The 19,157-nt window shown below is 49.1% G+C and carries 12 protein-coding genes; 5 read left to right on the plus strand and 7 right to left on the minus strand.

Features of this window, described 5'->3' with window-relative positions:
* Window positions 1-6: 6 nt before the first annotated feature.
* Entirely contained in the window at window positions 7-924 is a 918-nt protein-coding gene (locus tag ACYVFD_RS16810) for a hypothetical protein (RefSeq protein WP_461091426.1), read from the minus strand.
* A gap of 247 nt (window positions 925-1,171) precedes the next feature.
* Here ACYVFD_RS16810 and ACYVFD_RS16815 point away from each other — a divergent pair, with 247 nt between their 5' ends.
* From ACYVFD_RS16815 to ACYVFD_RS16825, 3 genes are all read left to right on the plus strand, one after another.
* Window positions 1,172-3,091, plus strand: coding sequence for a M14 family metallopeptidase (locus ACYVFD_RS16815; RefSeq protein ID WP_461091427.1), 1,920 nt, complete (start codon window positions 1,172-1,174; stop codon window positions 3,089-3,091).
* Between the two features lie 633 nt (window positions 3,092-3,724).
* Window positions 3,725-8,653: an SdrD B-like domain-containing protein gene (locus ACYVFD_RS16820; protein ID WP_461091428.1), complete on the plus strand. Its 4,929-nt coding sequence runs from the start codon at window positions 3,725-3,727 to the stop codon at window positions 8,651-8,653.
* A 254-nt stretch (window positions 8,654-8,907) separates the two neighbouring features.
* Window positions 8,908-11,043, plus strand: a complete 2,136-nt coding sequence (locus tag ACYVFD_RS16825; RefSeq protein WP_461091429.1) for a S9 family peptidase — start codon at window positions 8,908-8,910, stop codon at window positions 11,041-11,043.
* A gap of 269 nt (window positions 11,044-11,312) precedes the next feature.
* Here ACYVFD_RS16825 and ACYVFD_RS16830 read toward each other — a convergent pair whose 3' ends face one another.
* Together ACYVFD_RS16830 and ACYVFD_RS16835 are read right to left on the minus strand one after the other, a co-directional pair.
* Window positions 11,313-11,720 carry a VOC family protein gene (locus ACYVFD_RS16830; RefSeq protein WP_461091430.1) on the minus strand — a complete coding sequence of 136 codons (408 nt, stop codon included), beginning with the start codon at window positions 11,718-11,720 and terminating at the stop codon, window positions 11,313-11,315.
* Between the two features lie 82 nt (window positions 11,721-11,802).
* Window positions 11,803-12,387, minus strand: coding sequence for a dihydrofolate reductase family protein (locus tag ACYVFD_RS16835; RefSeq protein WP_461091431.1), 585 nt, complete (start codon window positions 12,385-12,387; stop codon window positions 11,803-11,805).
* A 119-nt stretch (window positions 12,388-12,506) separates the two neighbouring features.
* Between ACYVFD_RS16835 and ACYVFD_RS16840 the strand changes: the two genes are divergently transcribed.
* Window positions 12,507-13,490 (plus strand): GlxA family transcriptional regulator, encoded by a 984-nt coding sequence (locus ACYVFD_RS16840; protein WP_461091432.1) that lies wholly within the window; start codon window positions 12,507-12,509, stop codon window positions 13,488-13,490.
* A 31-nt stretch (window positions 13,491-13,521) separates the two neighbouring features.
* Entirely contained in the window at window positions 13,522-13,899 is a 378-nt protein-coding gene (locus ACYVFD_RS16845) for a VOC family protein (RefSeq protein ID WP_461091433.1), read from the plus strand.
* 265 nt (window positions 13,900-14,164) lie between these two features.
* Here the strand turns inward: ACYVFD_RS16845 and ACYVFD_RS16850 are convergent, their stop codons facing one another.
* From ACYVFD_RS16850 to ACYVFD_RS16865, 4 genes are all read right to left on the minus strand, one after another.
* Window positions 14,165-15,094, minus strand: coding sequence for a nucleoside hydrolase (locus ACYVFD_RS16850; protein WP_461091434.1), 930 nt, complete (start codon window positions 15,092-15,094; stop codon window positions 14,165-14,167).
* On the minus strand, window positions 15,094-15,840 hold the full coding sequence (gene bla, locus ACYVFD_RS16855; protein WP_461091435.1) for a subclass B1 metallo-beta-lactamase: 747 nt from the start codon (window positions 15,838-15,840) through the stop codon (window positions 15,094-15,096). Before bla ends, ACYVFD_RS16850 begins: the two co-directional genes overlap by 1 nt.
* Before the next feature lie 116 nt (window positions 15,841-15,956).
* A complete protein-coding gene (locus tag ACYVFD_RS16860; RefSeq protein WP_461091436.1) occupies window positions 15,957-17,012 on the minus strand; it encodes a purine nucleoside permease in 1,056 nt (351 codons plus the stop codon).
* Window positions 17,013-17,149: 137 nt separating this feature from the next.
* On the minus strand, window positions 17,150-19,033 hold the full coding sequence (locus tag ACYVFD_RS16865) for a CocE/NonD family hydrolase (RefSeq protein WP_461091438.1): 1,884 nt from the start codon (window positions 19,031-19,033) through the stop codon (window positions 17,150-17,152).
* Window positions 19,034-19,157 lie beyond the last annotated feature (124 nt).

Consider the following 19,157-nt stretch of genomic DNA (forward strand, 5'->3'; position numbering starts at 1 on the left):
ACGGTTCTATTTTACCTGATACACCTGATTTTTACCGGCTTTGCCAAACGGCTGACCGTTAATGATGGGAATGTCGATGATGCCGATAGTCGGGTCGCAATCGAAATTGGCGCGTATCGTCAGGCCGTTAAGTTGATCGGGGGCCAAAGCCTTCTGATGTTCTAATGACCACAAACTATATGTTTTATCCTGTTCATTATAATCATCTTTGGTACTGCCCGTTTTTAGTCTTAAAATAGGGAGTGTATATGGGCCACAGTTTTCAGAAGGCGTGTGGTTAGCGGATTTTATTTGGATTCGGTAAATTTCTGAACTATTGTAGCTCAATTGTAAAGTTCCAATAGTTGTTGAATCCTGATCTTCATTCGCTTGAAATGATATGTAAAACCTAAAGTCACGATTTGGGACGGATGCAGTTGTAATGGGTAATACCCCTTCAATAAGCAGTTTCCCTTGATAATCATAGAGTTTTAGCTGATCTAAACTTCCACAGCAACCATATTTGATGGTTTTGTAGTATTTCCAATCGAAGATTATTTCATCACAATCGTGCTGTTTCTTTAATACTATTTTCTTCGGATTGTCCAGAGATCTTAATTCGATTTGAATGGTTCTTTTTTGCCCTTCCAGACTAGTCGCTCCGTTGGTTACGGTTCGGTATTTCGCCATGTAGTGCTGTGTATCTTTACCTTGCAGGGCCACATTGACTACTTTATAGGTGGTCTCGTCCGTCCGATACTGCCAGCCCCATTTACTGTCTTCTTTCAGGAGTTGGAACGAAGCAGTTTCTGAATCTTCGTAGAGGGACGGGCCGGTAGAGGTTCGGGCCGAGTCGGATGGGTTTGTCGAATTGCTTTTACCGGATTTATCAGAACAGCTTAGTAAGGTAAAGAGAGAGAAGGCAACTGGTAGGAGGTACTTCATTGGATTTAGGCAGTGTAGGTATCGGATTGCAAATACGTTATTTAGCCCACAAAAAGGAAGCGGACCGATCTGGGTTTAGCAAGCGGTAAAGGGATAGATAGCTATAGCCATATAGGATGAAATAATTAAAAAATAGACTTTAGCTACCAAATTAATTGGGAGGATTGGTAATTCATGGATAGAATATTCGTTCGTTTTCGCCATTCGCAAAATCATCAATATATTGCTTCATCACAACCTCTCTTCTATGAAACAAGTCAGTACGTTACTACTCTGTCTAATCGTTTGCGGAACCACATACGCCCAGAAATCCTATTATGGTACCGAAGAAAAATGGCCTGAGCAGGATACCGCCCGTAAAGTGTACACCGTAAAAGGCGAACGACATGGCATCAGTTATTTCAAAAAACATCGGTTCAAGGAAGTACAGTATGAGCCCGGTCTAACGCTCACCTTCGACACATACCACACACCCGATGTGATGTATAGCTGGTGCCGGAAATGGGCCGAACAATACCCGAATCTGGTTGATCTGTACGAAGTCGCCAGAAGCTATGAAGGGCGGCCGATTTTACAGATGACACTGACCAACAAGAAAGCGGGAAAGCATACCGACAAACCCGCTGCTTATTTTGAAGGAGGTCGGCATAGTGGCGAAGTGACCAGTAGCGAAGCGGTGCTCTGGCTGACCAAACACCTGCTCGACAATTACGGAAAAGATCCCGCTATTACTAAACTGCTGGATACCAAGTCGATCTACCTGCGTCCGGAAAACAATCCCGATGGAGCCACTATGTACCTCTACACGGCTCAACGGAACCGCAGTTCGATGCGCCCCCGCGACGATGATCGGGATGGCCTACTGGATGAAGATTCGGAAGACGACCTCGATGGCGATGGAATCATCTACCAGATCCGCAAAAAGGCCGTAACAAAAGAAGAGCTGGAAAAAGCCGACTACGTTATTGATCCAAAAGACAAAGCCGGTCGATTGATGAAGCGGGTACAGGCCGGTCAGGGCGATTATCTGGTATATACCGAAGGCATTGACAATGACGGCGATGGTAAATACAACGAAGACGGTATTGGCGGTTTGGACAATCACCGCAACTATCCCGAAAACTGGCGACCCGATCAGGGAGGAGATTTCACCGGCCGGGGATATACGCAGGGAGGGGCCAGCGAGTTTCCTCTGAGCGAACCCGAAACGCGGGCTACGTTTGTCTGGTTGATGGGGCATCCGAACATTACGGTGGTGAACTCGATGGATACGCGCGTACCGATGCACCTGCGTCCGCCGTCCACCTCGTCCAGCGCCGAAAGCATGTTTCCGCCCGATCTGGCCATTTACAAGCATATGGATAGTCTGGGTCTTTCGTTTACGCATTATCCGTGGGCGGGCGATGTGTATGAGGTGTACAATACCCGCAACAAAGTGAACCGCCTGACGGGTGATCCATCCAAACCCGAACCACTTTTCGGACATGGTCCTGATTTTGGGTATTTTCAGTACGGAGCCGTTTGGTATGGCGATGAACTCTGGAATGGAGGAGCCATAAAAGACTACGACGGCGACGGTGATTATGACGAATACGATGGCCTGATGTGGGACGACGAAGCCAATAAAAAGCAGGGCTTTAAACTGTGGACCAAATTCACGCATCCGCAGCTGGGGGCCGTCGAAATTGGCGGATTTCATCCCAAATTCTTCGCCCAGAACGGCCCGGCCTGGCAGTTGGAAAACTGGATTTCGAAAGAATCGCTGTTTAACCTGGCCATGGCGAAAGAACTCCCGCAAATTGAGCTGACCGACGTAACCGTAAAACCATTGGCCGATAACGAGTATGAAGTGAGAGCTACCTGGACCAACTCCGGCAAATTGCCGGTGGCACTCGAACAGGCCAAGCGGGTAAAAATGGTGCAGGAAGATCGGATTTCGCTGGATTTTGACAAGGCGCTGCTGAAAGGTTTCAAAGAGGCCAAGGTGATCATTACCCAACCGACCTTATTCGACAAAACGGTTTACGCAGGCTACATAAAACCTGGCGAGAAAAAAGAAGCGGTTTTCCGGGTTAAACTGAATCAGCCAGGACCTGTGAAGGCCAAAGTAAAGCTACTCTCCACGCGGGGTGGATATAAGGAAAAGGAAATTACGCTTGGCAAGTAGTTGTGTGTTACAGAAGTTTGCTTCTCAATCCCCCGAAAGATCATAACCTTTCGGGGGATTATCGTTAGGCGACAGGCTTTCTTCTAAAAATGTACTTATAGAAGTGTAATCAATCCTGGTCTGGTGTCGGTATGAGAAATGAGTACAAGCTTACAAGGGACAGTATTTAGGTTTACGAGAGCTAATAAACCGTTTCGTTTTATAGTAAAGTCCTGCAACAGCGGTTAAGCTATATTGGGGTTTTCCATAAAAAATATACTTTCATATTATATTCATATTTAAGTATACAATTTTTTGTTGCTTATATTTATTATTGATGTACTTATATGGTTATATTTTATCTGTTATTGGCACGTTGTTTGATGAAGGCGCAGGGTTGACGCTTTAGAATAGCCGATTGAGTTCATTTTTACGTGTTTTAACGCTTAAAATACAAATAAATATATTTTTTCGTCTTCCAAGTAGAGATAAGGCACATTTATTGTCAAGTATGTAACCGTTGTATAAAATCGTCTATAAAACAGCGAGTATATGCCTACCGGTGCATCGAAAAAAAGAAGTTGGCTATTCCTTCTTACAATAACATTAATAGCTATTTCATCGCCAATCTTTGGACAGACCATTACTGGAACCGTGTTTCGCGACTTTAACAGTGATGGGGTTTATGCTAGTATTCCAGCCTCCGGCACCTATGCTTATGGCGAACCTGGCATTGGAGGAGTCACTATTACAGCCTACAATGCCGCCGGAATTGCCGTGGCTACTACAACAAGTAGTACAGTAGCGTCCTCATTGGGTACATACACCCTCACCGTAGGAAATACCAACGCATATCGGGTGGAGTTTACCAATCTGGTCACTACGGACTATGAAAGCTTCAGAGGTATCAGCAATGCAACCTCTGTTCAGTTTACTACGGGTGGTACTAGTGGAGTTAATTTCGGGGCTAACTATCCAACCAATTATTGCCAAAGCAACCCTGATTTAGCTATCCCCTGTTATGAAAATGGCAATGGTACAACGAATACAAATCCTGCTTTTGTCTCTTTTCCCTATACCAGCAGCGGCTCGTCGGTTGGGCCCTCGGAGGATTTCAATGTACAAACGCTGGGAAGTGTTTGGGGGGTAGCTTATCAACGAACTAGAAAACGAATCTTTACCAGCGCCTTCCTGAAACGTCACGTCGGCTTAGGGCCAAGAGGCATGGATGGTGTCTACGTAATGGATTACAGCACGGCTACACCAACTTTATTAGGTGGATTCGACCTCGAAGGCGTAACTCCAGCCAACGGCGGAGCCGCTATCAGTTTGGGAAGCGTTACCCGAACAAACATTACCGGAACCATCTCGTCGGGGTCAGCCGGTGATACTCAATTGCCTGCGGCCACTACCAACCCATCGGTTGATTTAGATGCGTATGGGAAGGTAGGTACGGTAGGCTATGGGGATATTGATGTATCGGAAGATGGAAACACACTATGGATGGTCAACCTTAATCAAAAAGCGTTGATCGCAGTAGACATTAAAACACTTACCCCGACAACATCCAATCCAAATACATTATCCGGTTCGTTAGTAAAGCAATATCCGATTGCCAGTATCCTCAACGTACCATCCTGTACCAATGGCGTACTACGTCCTTTTGGCTTAAAATTATATAATGGCAAGGGGTATTTAGGACTGGTCTGCGATGCGTCGGCCCAAAGCACTGTTCGGCAACCCGCCAGCCTGATTGGCTATGTCGTATCGTTTGACCCGGCCAGTCCAACCACGTTCACCACGGTCGCTACCATTCCGCTCAACTATAATCGGGAGCCGTATTACCAAAACTTTACATCCGGAACTGCTATATCGGGTCTGTGGCAACGGTGGAATAATACCTGGACAGCCGCCGAAATCAATAGCGGGTTTTCCAACTTTATCTCTTCTCCACAGCCATTACTGTCGGACATTGAATTTACAGATAATGGGTCGATGGTTGTCAATATCATGGATCGCTTTAGCCATCAGATCGGGTGGAATAATTACGAAGCTATTTCGGCCAACCGCACGCTTATTTCAGGTGGATCCGCTGGCGATATCATTTACTTTGGTAAACAGGGGGCTTCTTTTGTGGCCGAATTAGGCGAATCTGATCCTGGCAATCCAACCGGTAACGCGGCTGCGATTGGCTTCCTCTCTACGGATGGGGTCAATGGCACCGGTGAGTTCTTCTATGGTGATTATTACACCGGTTTTGATGCCACCCACCATGAAACGGCCCTGGGTAGTGCAACTGTCTATCCCGGAAAAAACGAGGTCACCAATGTGGCTTTAGATCCCCTTGCCTTCAACTCCCTGGGAATTAGATGGCTTAGTACATCGACTGGCAATAAAACGAGGGCGTATCAGCTTATTGGTAACACCGACATAACAAACTTTGGCAAAGGAGGAGGGTTAGGTGATATCGACATCCTTTGCGATATTGCCCCCATTGAGATTGGCAACCGGGTCTGGCTCGATACCGATAACGACGGCATTCAGGACGCTAACGAAACACCCCTGGCTGGTGTGGTGGTCACCCTTAGCGGACCTGGCCTGGCAACTCCCGTCAGCGTCACGACGAATGCCAACGGTGAATACTATTTCTCCAATACCAGCGGTTCAGCCGCCACGGGCTTTGTTTATAGCCTAACCGGCCTGACCGCAGGCAGCTCCTATACGCTTAGCTTCCCTACCAGTGTTACTACCGGTAACGCTTATCTTAGCAGCAAACCCAATTCGGCTACCGGCTCCAACGCCGACAACATCGACACCGATCCCAACGCGGTTGGTAAGGTGGTCTTCAGCCTGGGAGCTGCCGGTCAGAATAACTTTTCCTACGATGCGGGCTATGTACCCTGTACACCTCCCTCGCTGACGGCGCTGGCCAGCAGCCTGAGTGTATGCGCGGGTTCCTCGGTAAGTCTGACAGCTCAGGTGAGTCCGGCGAGCAGCTATACGTATGCCTGGAGCGCCCCGGCAGGGGTCACCCTGACCAATGCCAATACGGCTACCGCCACCAGCTCGGCCCTGACCACGGGTATACGAACCTTTACAGTGACGGTGAGCACCAGCCCTACCTGTTCGACTACCGCTACGGTGTCGGTAACGGTCAACGCCTTACCAACGGTCTCTCTGTCGGCTACCTCAGCCACTATCTGTGCAGGGACTTCCACTACCTTAACGGCTACGGGTGGCACCAGTTACAGATTCACGGATGGCACGACCAATTCTACGGGTTTGCTGGTGGTCAGCCCAACCAGTACCACCGCTTACAGCGTCACCGTGGCCAATGCCAACGGATGCGAAAGTACTACGGTAGCGACCGTAACTGTCAATCCGCTGCCCACCTTACAAACCAGTGTTAGCTGTAATGGGTTAGCCACCTATGATGTCAGCTTCACCGTTACGGCAGGCGCTTCGGTCAGTGCCTCGGCTGGAACGATCACGGGGTCAATCCTCAGTGGCATTCCATCGGGCCAGCCAGTTACCATTACCGTTAGCCTGAACGGCTGTACGATTACGCAGCAACTTTCTCAGAACTGTTCCTCCAATGCTGCTAGCCTGGGCGACTTCGTGTGGCTCGACTCGGACAAAGATGGCATTCAGGACAGTGGTGAGCCTGGTATCGCTGGGGTGACTGCCGTGCTATATGTAAACGGAGTGGCCTCAGCGACGACGGTAACTGATGCTACGGGCTTCTACAGCTTTACGGGCTTAACCCCAGGTAGCAGCACTTCCTACGTGGTAGGCTTCACCGCTCCAACCGGCTACACGGCTACACTAGCTCAACAGGGCGGCAATGATGCCACTGATAGTGATGCGGATGTCAGCACGGGCCAAACCCGCTCGGTGACGCTGGCACCGGGCGAAAATAATCCTAATCTGGACGCAGGCTTCTATATTCCATCAGCTGGCTTAGGCGACTTTGTGTGGCTCGACTCGGATAAAGATGGTATTCAGGACAGTGGTGAACCCGGTATCGCTGGGGTGACTGCCGTGCTGTATGTAAACGGAGTAGCTTCGGCTACTACCGTCACTGATGCCAGTGGCTTTTACTCCTTCACCGGCCTGACACCTAGCAACAGTACAAGCTATTTGGTGGGCTTCACCACCCCAACGGGTTACACGGCCACTACGCCTTACAGTGGCACCGACCGGACCATCGACTCCAATGCGGACCTGATCACCGGTAAGACTGAATCAGTGACCTTAGCGCCCGGTGAGTTCAATCCAACACTAGACGCGGGCTTCTATATTCCATCAGCTGGCTTAGGCGACTTTGTGTGGCTCGATTCAGACAAGGATGGCATTCAGGACTCAGGTGAGCCCGTAATTGCTGGGGTAACAGCTATCCTTTATGTCAATGGGGTGGCCTCAGCGACGACGGTAACCAATGCCAGTGGCTTCTACTCCTTCACCGGCCTAACGCCCGGTAGTAGCACCTCTTACGTGGTGGGCTTCACGGCCCCAACTGGCTATACGGCCACTACGCCTTACAGTGGCACCGGCCGCACGGTGGATTCCAACGCCGACCTGATCACCGGTAAGACTGAGTCAGTGACCCTGGCCCCCGGTGAGTTCAACCCCACTCTGGATGCTGGTTATTATGCTTTACCAACGTTACTGACCCTGGATAAAGTGGTCGATAAGTCGAAGGCTAAACAGGGGGATATTCTTACTTATACGCTGGTGCTAACCAATGTTGGCTCGACAACGGCAACGAACGTTACGGTTCGGGATTCTACCACGACGGGTCTGAGCTATGTGGCTAACTCCGCTTCGGCTCCGGCAGGAACTACGCTCACCTCTGGTTATCCGATCAGTACGTGGACAGTAGCTATGCTTACACCGGGTCAAAGTCTGTCGCTGACCTTTCAGGCCAAAGCCGACAGTGCGGGTATTCTCTACAATGTGGCCACTATTCCCGGCGATACAGCCAAAGTTTGTACGTCGATACCCGTTAAGGTTTGCCAGGGTAGTGGTTATCAATTCGAGCTTTCTGTGGCACCTGGGCATACCAGTTATAAATGGTATCGCGATGGCGTTGAGATAGTTGGCGTTACAACCAATGTGTTGAGTGTGACCGCAGCCGGTACGTATTCATTGGTAGTTGATGGTGGCAATGGTCAATGTTCTGACTTCAGTTGTTGCCCGTTCATTATCGAAGAAGATACACTGCCAACGTTTAAGGCTGTCGCTGTACCGGCGACCTGTGTAGGAAACGTATCCGAGACCAACGGACAGCTAGTCTTAAGTGAATTTAATGCAGGGTATACATATCAGTACTCGCTGGGTTCCAGTTTCAATGCCGCAGCGTCGTTGTCGGGGGCAGCACAAGTGATTCCGACGAACGGGATTATTGCCGGTAATCTGGCAAATCCGACTGTCAGTCAATCATATACCATTCGGGTGTATAACAGCAATGGATGTTATACCGACGTGACGGTGTTGTTGGTGCCGACGGTCTGTGGCTGCCCGGCCAGTGTATGTGTGCCAGTGGTTATTCGGCAGACAAAGGGTCCTGTGAGAGGACATTAATGCCCATATATTGACGTTAACCGAGAAGATACCTTAGATTACTTCGCCCATCTCCTTTGAAAGGATGTCTTGTAGAGTGATCTAAGGTATTTTGCGTTAATGATAAGCCAGTCATTCAGTGTAGTAAAATGGGATAATAGGGCTGATAATTAGAATTTTATTCGTGTAATCGAGGAGATTAGAAAATAAAATGGTTATTTGAGTGTCCAGAACTCACTCATCCAACGCATTCTTTTCCTCTTTCTCGCTACCTCATGAAAAAGTACTACTTTTTCAGCCTGCTAACAGGCTTTCTCCTTTTCAAAACCCTATTGACCAGCGCACAATCAGTTACGCTGGAAGCCATTAAAAGTTATCCGTTTCCGAGTGGCCTGACCAGCTCGGCGCAGGGCTCCCGCATTGCCTGGGTATTTGATGAACAGGGCAAACGTAATGTTTACGTTGCCGAAGGACCCGATTTTAACCCGCGTAAACTGACCAATTATACCGACGATGATGGGCAGGAAATTACCAGTCTGTCCATATCGGACGATGGGAAATGGGTTGTATACGTACGTGGGGGCGATCATGGCTCCAACTGGGATGATGAATTGCCAGTGAACACCAATGCGTCGCCCATTGCCCCTAAGGTACAGATCTGGACCGTACCGTTTGCGGGTGGAGATCCCAAAGCCATTGCCGAAGGTGATGAACCAACGCTTTCGCCCAAGAGTGATCGAATCGCCTTTGTGAAAGGCGGACAAATCTGGTCAGCACCCATCGATGGGTCGAGTGCAGCGAAAGCCATGTTCAATGCGCGGGGCACCAACAGTTCCCTTGAGTGGTCGCCCGATGGGTCGAAACTGGCGTTCGTCTGCGACCGTCGTGATCATGCCTTTATCGGTGTATTTACCGATGAAAAAACACCAATCAGTTGGATGGCTCCCTCGTTTTCTCGTGACGATTCACCCCGCTGGTCGCCCGATGGCAAACGGATTGTTTTTGTTCGTACGCCCGGTACAGGTGGTGCACCCGATTCTATCATGGCCCGTCGGCATCGCCCCTGGTCGATCTGGACGGCTGACGTAGCTACCGGACTCGCGTCGCAACTCTGGCAGGCACCCAAAACATTGGCCGGGTCGGTGCCCTCAACGCATGGTGGTTATAACCTGCATTGGGCCGCTGGCGACCGAATTGTTTTTCTATCATACCAAGATGGCTGGCCGCATCTGTATTCAGTCCCCTCGACGGGTGGAACGCCTTTACTGCTGACAGCCGGTGCGTTTATGGCCGAGCACATTATACTTAGTCATGATGGTAAATGGTTGTTGTTCAGCGGTAATATTGGCCCCGACAAGTTAGATATTGACCGGCGTCATGCCATTCGCGTACCAGTCGATAAGGCTGCTATGGAAGTACTGACGCCCGGCGCAGGACTCGAATGGATGCCGGTAGTTACAGGCGATGGCTCGACAATTGCGATGTTTAGTGCGACCGCTCAACGTCCTCCGCTTCCGGCCGTGATGACGTTCACGAAAGGAGCGCCTAAACTGCTGGGGCAGAATCTGATTCCGGGCACATTTCCACAGAATCAGTTAGTAACGCCTAAACAGGTGGTGTATAAAGCGCCGGATGGGATGATGGTACATGGGCAACTGTTTGAACCTGCAGGTGGATCGGGCAAGAAAGCCGCGATCATCTACGTACATGGTGGCCCTCCGCGCCAGATGCTGCTTGGCTGGAACTATTCCGATTATTATGCCAACTCGTACGCGATCAACCAGTATCTGGCCAGTCAGGGGTTTGTGGTATTGTCGGTAAATTATCGGCTAGGCATTGGGTATGGATACGAATTTCATCAGCCTGCCAATGGGGGAGCCCTGGGCGCATCGGAATATCAGGATGTGAAAGCGGGGGCTCAGTGGCTGGCCGAACAACCGCAGGTCGATGCTGCCCGTATTGGCATTTACGGCGGTTCGTACGGTGGGTACCTGACGGCGCTGGCACTTGCCCGCGATTCTAAGCTCTTTGCCGCTGGTGTCGATATTCATGGCGTACACGACTGGAGCTCGCAACGGGGTGCCGGTGGGGGAGAAGCACCCAGCGCGATGCGGTTTGAACGAATTCCCGATCTGGAGCCAGCCAGTAAACTTGTCTACCAATCGTCACCCATCTCATCGATAAGCAACTGGACCTCGCCGGTGCTCATTATTCATGGCGACGACGATCGGAACGTCCGGGTCAGCCAAAGCACCGACCTCGTTCGGCGGCTGGAAAAACAGGGTGTTTCGATGGAGACACTTATCATTCCCGATGACACCCATCACTGGATGAAACATACCAACGCCCTCAAAATGGGCAACGCCACCGCCGACTATTTCAAACGAAAGCTCATGAAAGTCAGGCAATAACGCGGACAATAGATAAAACAGATAGAACGCAGATTGTTATGATAATTATGATTTATTAAGGAACCTGTTTAAACTTTTTCTTTTGTGGAAAATGTAAGACTCTTTTTTTGTCATTCCGACCGGAGGGAGGAATCTCAAAGTCGCTTATTAGTCAAGCTTGAGATTCCTCCCTCCGGTCGGAATGACAAAAAAACGATCCAGTTATACCGAAACTTAAAAGTTTAAACAGCCTCAGGTTCAAGATCTTAATCATCATAACAATCCGTGTTCTATTTATTGTAGTTCAATATCCAGTTCAGGCCAAATTTGTCGGTTAGTGAGCCGAATAAGGCGCCCCAGAACATATCCGTCAGTGGATCTTTGATTTGTCCACCGACGGCCAGTTTCGAAAAGAAACACCTAATATCGTCTTCGCTACTGCAATTGATCGACAGTGTAACGGAATTGCCGACGATCAGGCTAGTGCCCAGCATATCGGACCCCATCAATAGCAGAGCCCCTTTTTTGGTCAGACCGGCATGCAGAATATGATCTTTTGCCTCGTCGGCTGCCTGATCGGCTATGGGCGATTCGCCGATGGTTTGCAGATTAAGTTCACAACCGAAGCACTCTTTATAGAAGGTCATCGCTTCGCGGCAGTTGCCGTTGAAGTTCAGATAAGGGTTAATTTGTGTCATCGTATGTTGTTGGAATCTGTTTAAACACGGAGGCACAGAGGTAGACGATCCATTTACCTCTGTGTTCTCTGTGCCTCCGTGTTTAAACAACTGATCGGTTTACCTCATAGTAAAGCCCCACAACGCCTGAACTGAACGCTTTGGATCGGGTAAGTTTCAGCTTGATCCGGTCGTTGACATGGGCAAACAAGGGCTTGCCTGCTCCCAGAATAATTGGCTCCAGCTTAATCCGGTATTCATCAATCAGGTTCTGCTCGGCAAGGGCCGCTACCAGTGAAGCACCGCCAAATACGATGATATCGCCACCCGGTTGTTGCTTGATCAGCGCCACCTCTTCGGCCAGATCGTGCTGAGCCAAACGAGAGTTTGTCCAGTCGACAGTCTGCAACGTTTTGGAGAACACGATTTTGGGCGTATTGATCATCCAGTAAGCGAAATCGACCAATTCGGGAGGGGTATTGGGCATGGTAGGTACGGTCGGCCAGAAACTGGCGAAACCTTCGTAAAGTACCCGGCCCACGAGCATGGTATCGACCGTTTTCTGGAAGTCAGACGCCATGAATTCACCCATCTCGTGGTCGTCCATCGTCATCCAGTCCTGCTCATTGTTAGGTCCACAGACAAAGCCATCGAGCGATACGTGCATGAATAAAATTAACTTTCTCATTATGGTGAAATTGGTAGTTGTTTACAAGGCAAAGATAGGGTGGCTGTGACGATTTTTTAGGGTGAAATTGCGGCAAAAAAAGGGTTGATTACGACAATAAATTTGCCTATTTTTGACTCATGAAACACATCTCCATACTCGTTCCACACGGGGCTATATTAGGTAGTCTTGAGGGCTCTCGACAGCTTCTGACGCAGGTAAATCAATTTGCAAAAGCAAAAGGGGCCAGGCCGTTGTTTCAGGTACAATTAGTAGGCTTGTCGCATGAAATTCAATTGAGTGGTGGCTCATTTACCGCTCATGCGGATCGACTAATTGATGAGGTTAAAAAAACCGATTTAATTATCATTCCAGCGCTGGATGGCGATATACAAAAAGCTATTGACATAAACCGTGAATTTATCCCCTGGATTGTCAAACAATACCAGCGGGGGGCCGAAGTGGCGAGTCTTTGTCTGGGCGCTTTTTTATTGGCATCGACAGGGTTACTAAAAGGCCGGCAATGTGCTACACATTGGTTGGCAACCAACGAATTTCGGCAACTCTTCCCCGATGTAAATCTGGTCACGGAACGCATTATTACCGACGAACAGGGCATTTATTCGAGTGGAGGTGCCTTTTCCTACCTGAATCTGATTCTCTATCTGATTGAAAAATACGTAGGTCGCGAGGTGGCTGTACTGTCGGCAAAAGTGTTCGCCATTGAGATAGAGCGAGATAGCCAATCGCCCTTCACCATTTTTCAGGGTCAGAAAGCGCACGAAGATGAATCGGTAAAAAAAGCCCAGGAATATATTGAGACAAATTTTCAGGAAAAAATAACGATTGATCAACTAGCTGATTTAGTATCGGTAAGCCGAAGAAGTTTGGAACGCCGATTCAAAAAAGCGACCTGTAATACCGTAATTGAATATATACAACGCGTAAAAATCGAAGCTGCAAAAAAACACTTCGAAACAAATCGAAAAAATGTGGCTGAAGTCATGTTTGATGTAGGCTATACGGATACAAAATCGTTCAGAACAACATTCAAAAAAATCACTGGTTTATCGCCACTTGATTATCGGAATAAATACAATAAGGAAACACTTTCATTAAACTAATTTTATAACGACACATTTTTACAACAAATACATGAAAAAAGTAACCGGAATAGGCGGCATCTTTTTTAAATGCGATGACCCGCAGAACATGAAAAACTGGTATGCCCAGCATCTGGGATTACCTATGGAAGACTACGGTACGATGTTCAAATGGCGCGATGCTGATGACCCAACTAAAGAGGGGTCAACTGTTTGGGGTGCGTTTGATAAAAACACTACTTACTTTGAGCCCTCCAAAAAGGACTTTATGATCAATTACCGGGTCGAAAATCTCGAAGAGCTAGTTGAGCAGTTAAAAAGTGAAGGCGTAACGATACTGGATGAAATAGCTGTGTACGACTATGGGAAGTTCGTTCATATCCTTGACCCTGAAGGGAATAGCATCGAGCTTTGGGAAGACGTCGGGTAACTAGTTTCCCCATTTTCAAACAGCCGCTAAACGTTTTCGAAAACCGTTTAGCGGCTGTTTTTTTATTGAATCACTGTTTAAGCTTTTCGTTTTGTAGAAATATAAGACGCATTTTTGTCATTCTGACCGGGACGCGTAGTCGAAGGAGGAATCTTCGGATAAGTATAGTGTTTGCTCCCTCATCCGAAGATTCCTCCTTCGACTACGCGTCCCGGTCAGAATGACAAAAAAATACTTTTCAAGGAAAGCTTAAACAGGTACTAAATCACTGTTTAAACTGGGTCAGAATATACTCGTAGAATTCGGCCGTTTTTACGTCGGTCGCAATCGTCAGGAGATACCCGTTATCGTCGAGGTAGGTTTGCCCGGCGTTGGGTGGGCGGATGCTCACGTTGGCTTTTACCGTCTCGGTCGTAAAGTATTCAGGAATGGCCAGATAACTTGTCGCCAGAATATCCCACATGAAATAGGTGTAATGATAACTCGGAATAGTGTCGAGGGTTAGCGCCCACAATTGCCCGGTCAGGTTCGAGAGCTTATGATCGATCTGGGTAGCCAGCCGGGAGAGGAACTGCTTTGTAACCGGTACATGATTCGTAACGTCGAGCGGAATCAGCGTGAGGGGTAACTCATAAGAAACCAGCTTCTGCGAACTGATCGGGTCCCAGAACACATTCCATTCGGCGCTGCCGTCGTGCTGAAACGTTTGTACGTTGCCTGTTGTACGGAAAGCGCCCGCCATCCAGACAATCGAATGAATTTTCGTTTTTAGCTCCGGTGCTTTTTCGAGTGCCAGAACCAGATTGGAGCAAGGGCCCGTCATCAGAATGGACACAGGGCTATCGGCCGAGGTAAGTCGGTCAATGATCAGGTCAGGAGCGCTCAGGTAACCATACGGATCAGGTGATTTGGGCAGATTGATCAGCATCGGTAGCGCATTGATAATTTCCGGCCGGGCTCGCCATTCGTTCGGAAAGGCATTGATACCGTAATAATCTCCCCGACCAAGCGGGACCGACTCCTTGCCCATGATCTGAAGCAACTTATACGCCGATTCGAGAGCGGGTTCAATGAAACAATCGGCAGGTGTTACCGTAACACCGATCAGTTCGACATCGGGCATGGTCAGGACCAGCAACTGCGATAATAAATCGTCGATGGCACCGTCATGGTCCATCAGAAGACGTGTCGGCATTACTTCTTCTTGGCTAAGTGTTTGGCGAGCAGATTGAGGGTATGTTCCAGCGCTTTGGTATCGCTCCAGTCATCATGACCGGGTACGACGATGCGGGCGTTTCCGAATTTGGCCATCACATTCCGAATCGAGTTGCCCCATTCGGCCAGATTGGCATCGCCAAGAAATCCCATGCCAAAAGCAGCGACACTTTTCACTAAACAGCCGCCATGCAAAATCTGCTGGTTGGGTAGATAAACCACAATGTTGTCGCTCGTATGGCCTTCGCCCGGAAAAAAGCAGCGAATGGGTTCGCCACCGATGGTAAATGTCGTGTCGGAAGGTAAAATGCCTTCGGGTGATGAGTAACCTTCTTTAATCGAATTTTTCGCGGTCAGTGGCGTACTGATGACTCGAACCCCCGCTCTACGAAGGGCACCTGTACCGCCCACGCGGTCGCCGTGTGCGTGTGTAGCAATGCAAAGCCGGACCGGTTGGTGTACGTTATCCTTTACCCATTGAAGTAGTTGCTGGGTATTATCAGCGATAGAGTCAGTGTCCCAACCCGTATCGACTAGAACTACACCGTCATTGGTCTTAATAATCAGACCGTTGGAGGGTACAGCTTCGTTCTGATAAAGGCCATAGGTTATATGGACGTACACCTTATCGTTGAGGGGAACAACCTTGAGTTTAGGTTTCTGTACCGATTGAGCGAAGGAGAAATTAGGAAGTAGGGCAATAAATAGTGCGGTTAGTAGGCGCATAGGCTTGTGATGGTTTTACCTCACCCCCTGCCCCTCTCCTGATTTCAGGAGAGGGGTGGAGCTTTTGGATTGGGAAAAGCTTTTGTATAAGCGACCCTCAAATCAAATTAAATGGATCAACGAGGTGTGCTTGTCTGATAGGTGTTCCAGTTGCCGATTAGCTTATCGACCACCAGAACGCCCGTTCGGTAGGCGGCTTCCAAGGCGGGGATGTAAGCCGTATAGCGTTCACCTACGGCTTTGCCACCGTTGGTTAAGTTCTGAGCGGCCGTTACACCCGATGGTTGCATGGTGTAATTGCTGGCCGTTCGGAGGACCATATACCGGTTGATGTCGGCCCGTCCTGCTTTGGTCAGCCATTGTAACGACTGACCTGTACCCGTATCTTCCATAGCGGAGGTGACAAAATTACCTTTGCCTCCGGTCCAGTAGCTAACCCATTGGTTTGCCCAATCGTTCAGGTATTTGCCGTGCCAGAACGTCATGGCCGCAATGTGGTCGCCCATCATGACCCGAGGTGGTTTTTGCGCTTCGGGAAAATCGCGGTATACCGCTCGCATTTTCTGGAGAGTTTCGCTATCGTCGAGCTTTACGTCTTTAGTCAGTCCGTACGCCCATTTGGCCAGGTCTGGATTTAGGTGATAAGCTACCTGAAAGTCATTTTCCTGGACAGGTTCTTCGTAGGGTTTGGCTCGTCGCAACGGCAAATAACCCGTCGACCAGTCGCTGGGAATTTCGCGCGGGTCGATTTCATGAGCCAGATCACCATCGACCAGCCATTCGGCCCAAACCGCCGAGCCCGCCGACCCATCGGTTGGGTCAATACCCGAAATACCGGCTACTAACCAGTACGCTTTCGACAGATCGAACCGAGAGTCCATGCCCAGCGCCATGATGGATGCGGCCGAACGCGCGGTACCCATGCCGGTACAAATGCCCAGCACCTGTTTATCGGGGTTGTAGCGTAGGTCGCGGTAGCCCTGTGGAAACGGAATGGTTTGAGAAAGAGGCAACCGCTCGACCCAGTATTGAAATTCGCCCGGTCGATCGCCCGTATCCGAACCAATTTCGAACATGGTAACCACAACCACACGAACTGGAATACGCTTGGTGGGCTGTGCTAGTATCGGTATACTACCGATTAACAATAAAGACAGAATAAGGTATTTCATGGGTAAACGATTACATTCTGACATTTCAGAACACTCTTTGTTATTTCGACCGTAGGGAGAAATCTCAATTTATGGATGAAGCCAGCTTGAGATTTCTCCCTACGGTCGAAATGACAAAAAGTGGAATAGTCATTACTTCAGGGATTCAAGACCCCGATTTTTAGATAGCTATTTTCATGATATACCCGATGCGTGGCTTTCTGATAGTCCGATTCCTTTGCCGTAAAGATGTTCACGAATGTCTGCGGATTCCGATCGGCCAGGGGGAAACAGCTACTTTGCACCTGTACCATGAGCCGATGCCCTTTTTTGAACGTATGGAGTACATCCTGTAACTCAATGGATACCAGCGATGGTTGGTTGGGCACAAAAGGCTCGGGTTTGCTGATGTTGTTGCGGTATTTCCCCCGCAACATTTCGCTGCGAATAAGCTGCTGATAATCGCCATAGACAACGTCTTTCTTCTGCGGATTTTGCTGGGGTGCGTCGGGTGGATACACATCAATAACCTTCACCATCCAGTCGGCATCAGTTCCGGTGGTCGATACGGTCAGTTGTGCCAGAATGGGGCCCGCTAGCGTCAGATCTTCGGTGAGTGGTTCGGTCTGGAAGGTGAGCACGTCGGGCCGGGAGGAAGCAAAACGCTGATCATCGACCATATAGTCGGCTGAAAAACCATCGTTTATTTTGCTGGTAAACGGCACCGGATGGGCTGGATCGGACAGGAACTCGGAAAAAGTAGCCCCAGTGGATGACGGTGAAAAGCCAAGTTTACCCCCGGCCTGTAAATACACCTGTTTTTGTTGGGCTTGCTTCGGCGGATAGGTATCGAAGGTCCGCCAGCGGTTGGTACCGGTTTCGAATACGGTCGCTTCGGGTAGATCTAATGACGTGGTTTCGTTGAACAGATAATGCTTAAAGAACTTCGCTTCGATGTTCTGTTGGTAATAAGGCGACGTAGCCGAGCCAAAATCCAGATCATTGAGCGTTTGTCCAGATGGCCCCGACCAGCCACCATGCACCCAGGGGCCCACCACGAAGATATTCTGAATACCGGGGTTTTGTTTTTTGATCGCCTTGTAGGTGTTAAAGGTGCCGTACAAATCCTGCTCATCGTACCAGCCACCGACCACCATTACGGCATGTTTGATGCCTTTCAGATGGGGCAGAATATTTCGTTTTTTCCAGTGATCATCGTAATCAGGATGCTGGAAATTCTCGTAGTAGTACTTGTTTCGGCCTTTGAAATAATTGCTTTCCGAATTGGCCGTTGGGCCCATGTTTAGGTAGAAATGGTAGCCGTCCGGGTCGTCGATCTCAAACAGTAGGGGAGGGTTTTGTTTCGTCGGTTGTTTATGCTCCTGAAAATACGGGTAGAAGCTAAAGTTGGCCGCTATCTGAAACGCTCCATTATGAAAGGCATCATCCCGCCAGAGATCGGCCATCGGTGCCTGTGGCGACGAAGCTTTCAACGCCGGATGGCCCGATACAGAACCTGCCGAGGTGAAAAATCCCGGATAGCTAATGCCCCATTGACCCACGCTGCCGTTATGGTTCGGAATGTTTTTCAGTAGCCAGTCGATGGTGTCGTAGGTATCCGATGCTTCGTCATGATCCGTCTTCGACTTCTTCACATCTACATGCGGAGTCATTTCGACAAACGTACCTTCCGACGCCCATCGGCCCCGAACGTCCTGATAAACAACGATGTAGTTATCGCGTAGCATAAAGGCGTTAGGGCCTAACCGACGACGGAATTTATCGGTTCCGTACGGCTGACAACTGTAAGGCGTCCGCTGCATGATAATCGGATGCTTTACGGATGGGTCTTTAGGGGCGTAGACCTGCGTAAACAGTTTCGTGCCGTCGCGCATGGGAACCATGAACTCAGACTTGATATAATTTTCACGCACGTAGGCCGAATCCTGAGCGAGCGTAAATGGGTAGGGAGACGTTGGCGGATTCGATTGCGCAATGGCAAAGACCGGAATCAGCACCAGGAAAGCGAGTTGTATTTTCACCGTGTTGACGAATTCATTTTCGGCACAAATTAGCGTTAAATCGCATCCGGTAGCTGTGGGGTACGTAAAAACAGCCTGATATTGGTTTATTACTTATGGAGACTACGTGCTACGTTGTTGAAGT

This window comes from Spirosoma gilvum (assembly GCF_054776815.1).

Bases quoted from the DNA above. Each gene is read 5' to 3' on its own strand.
- ACYVFD_RS16810 (WP_461091426.1), bottom strand. From the start codon at position 924: ATGAAGTACCTCCTACCAGTTGCCTTCTCTCTCTTTACCTTACTAAGC.
- ACYVFD_RS16815 (WP_461091427.1), top strand. From the start codon at position 1,172: ATGAAACAAGTCAGTACGTTACTACTCTGTCTAATCGTTTGCGGAACC.
- ACYVFD_RS16825 (WP_461091429.1), top strand. From the start codon at position 8,908: ATGAAAAAGTACTACTTTTTCAGCCTGCTAACAGGCTTTCTCCTTTTC.
- ACYVFD_RS16830 (WP_461091430.1), bottom strand. From the start codon at position 11,720: ATGACACAAATTAACCCTTATCTGAACTTCAACGGCAACTGCCGCGAA.
- ACYVFD_RS16835 (WP_461091431.1), bottom strand. From the start codon at position 12,387: ATGAGAAAGTTAATTTTATTCATGCACGTATCGCTCGATGGCTTTGTC.
- ACYVFD_RS16840 (WP_461091432.1), top strand. From the start codon at position 12,507: ATGAAACACATCTCCATACTCGTTCCACACGGGGCTATATTAGGTAGT.
- ACYVFD_RS16845 (WP_461091433.1), top strand. From the start codon at position 13,522: ATGAAAAAAGTAACCGGAATAGGCGGCATCTTTTTTAAATGCGATGAC.
- ACYVFD_RS16850 (WP_461091434.1), bottom strand. From the start codon at position 15,094: ATGCCGACACGTCTTCTGATGGACCATGACGGTGCCATCGACGATTTA.
- bla (WP_461091435.1), bottom strand. From the start codon at position 15,840: ATGCGCCTACTAACCGCACTATTTATTGCCCTACTTCCTAATTTCTCC.
- ACYVFD_RS16860 (WP_461091436.1), bottom strand. From the start codon at position 17,012: ATGAAATACCTTATTCTGTCTTTATTGTTAATCGGTAGTATACCGATA.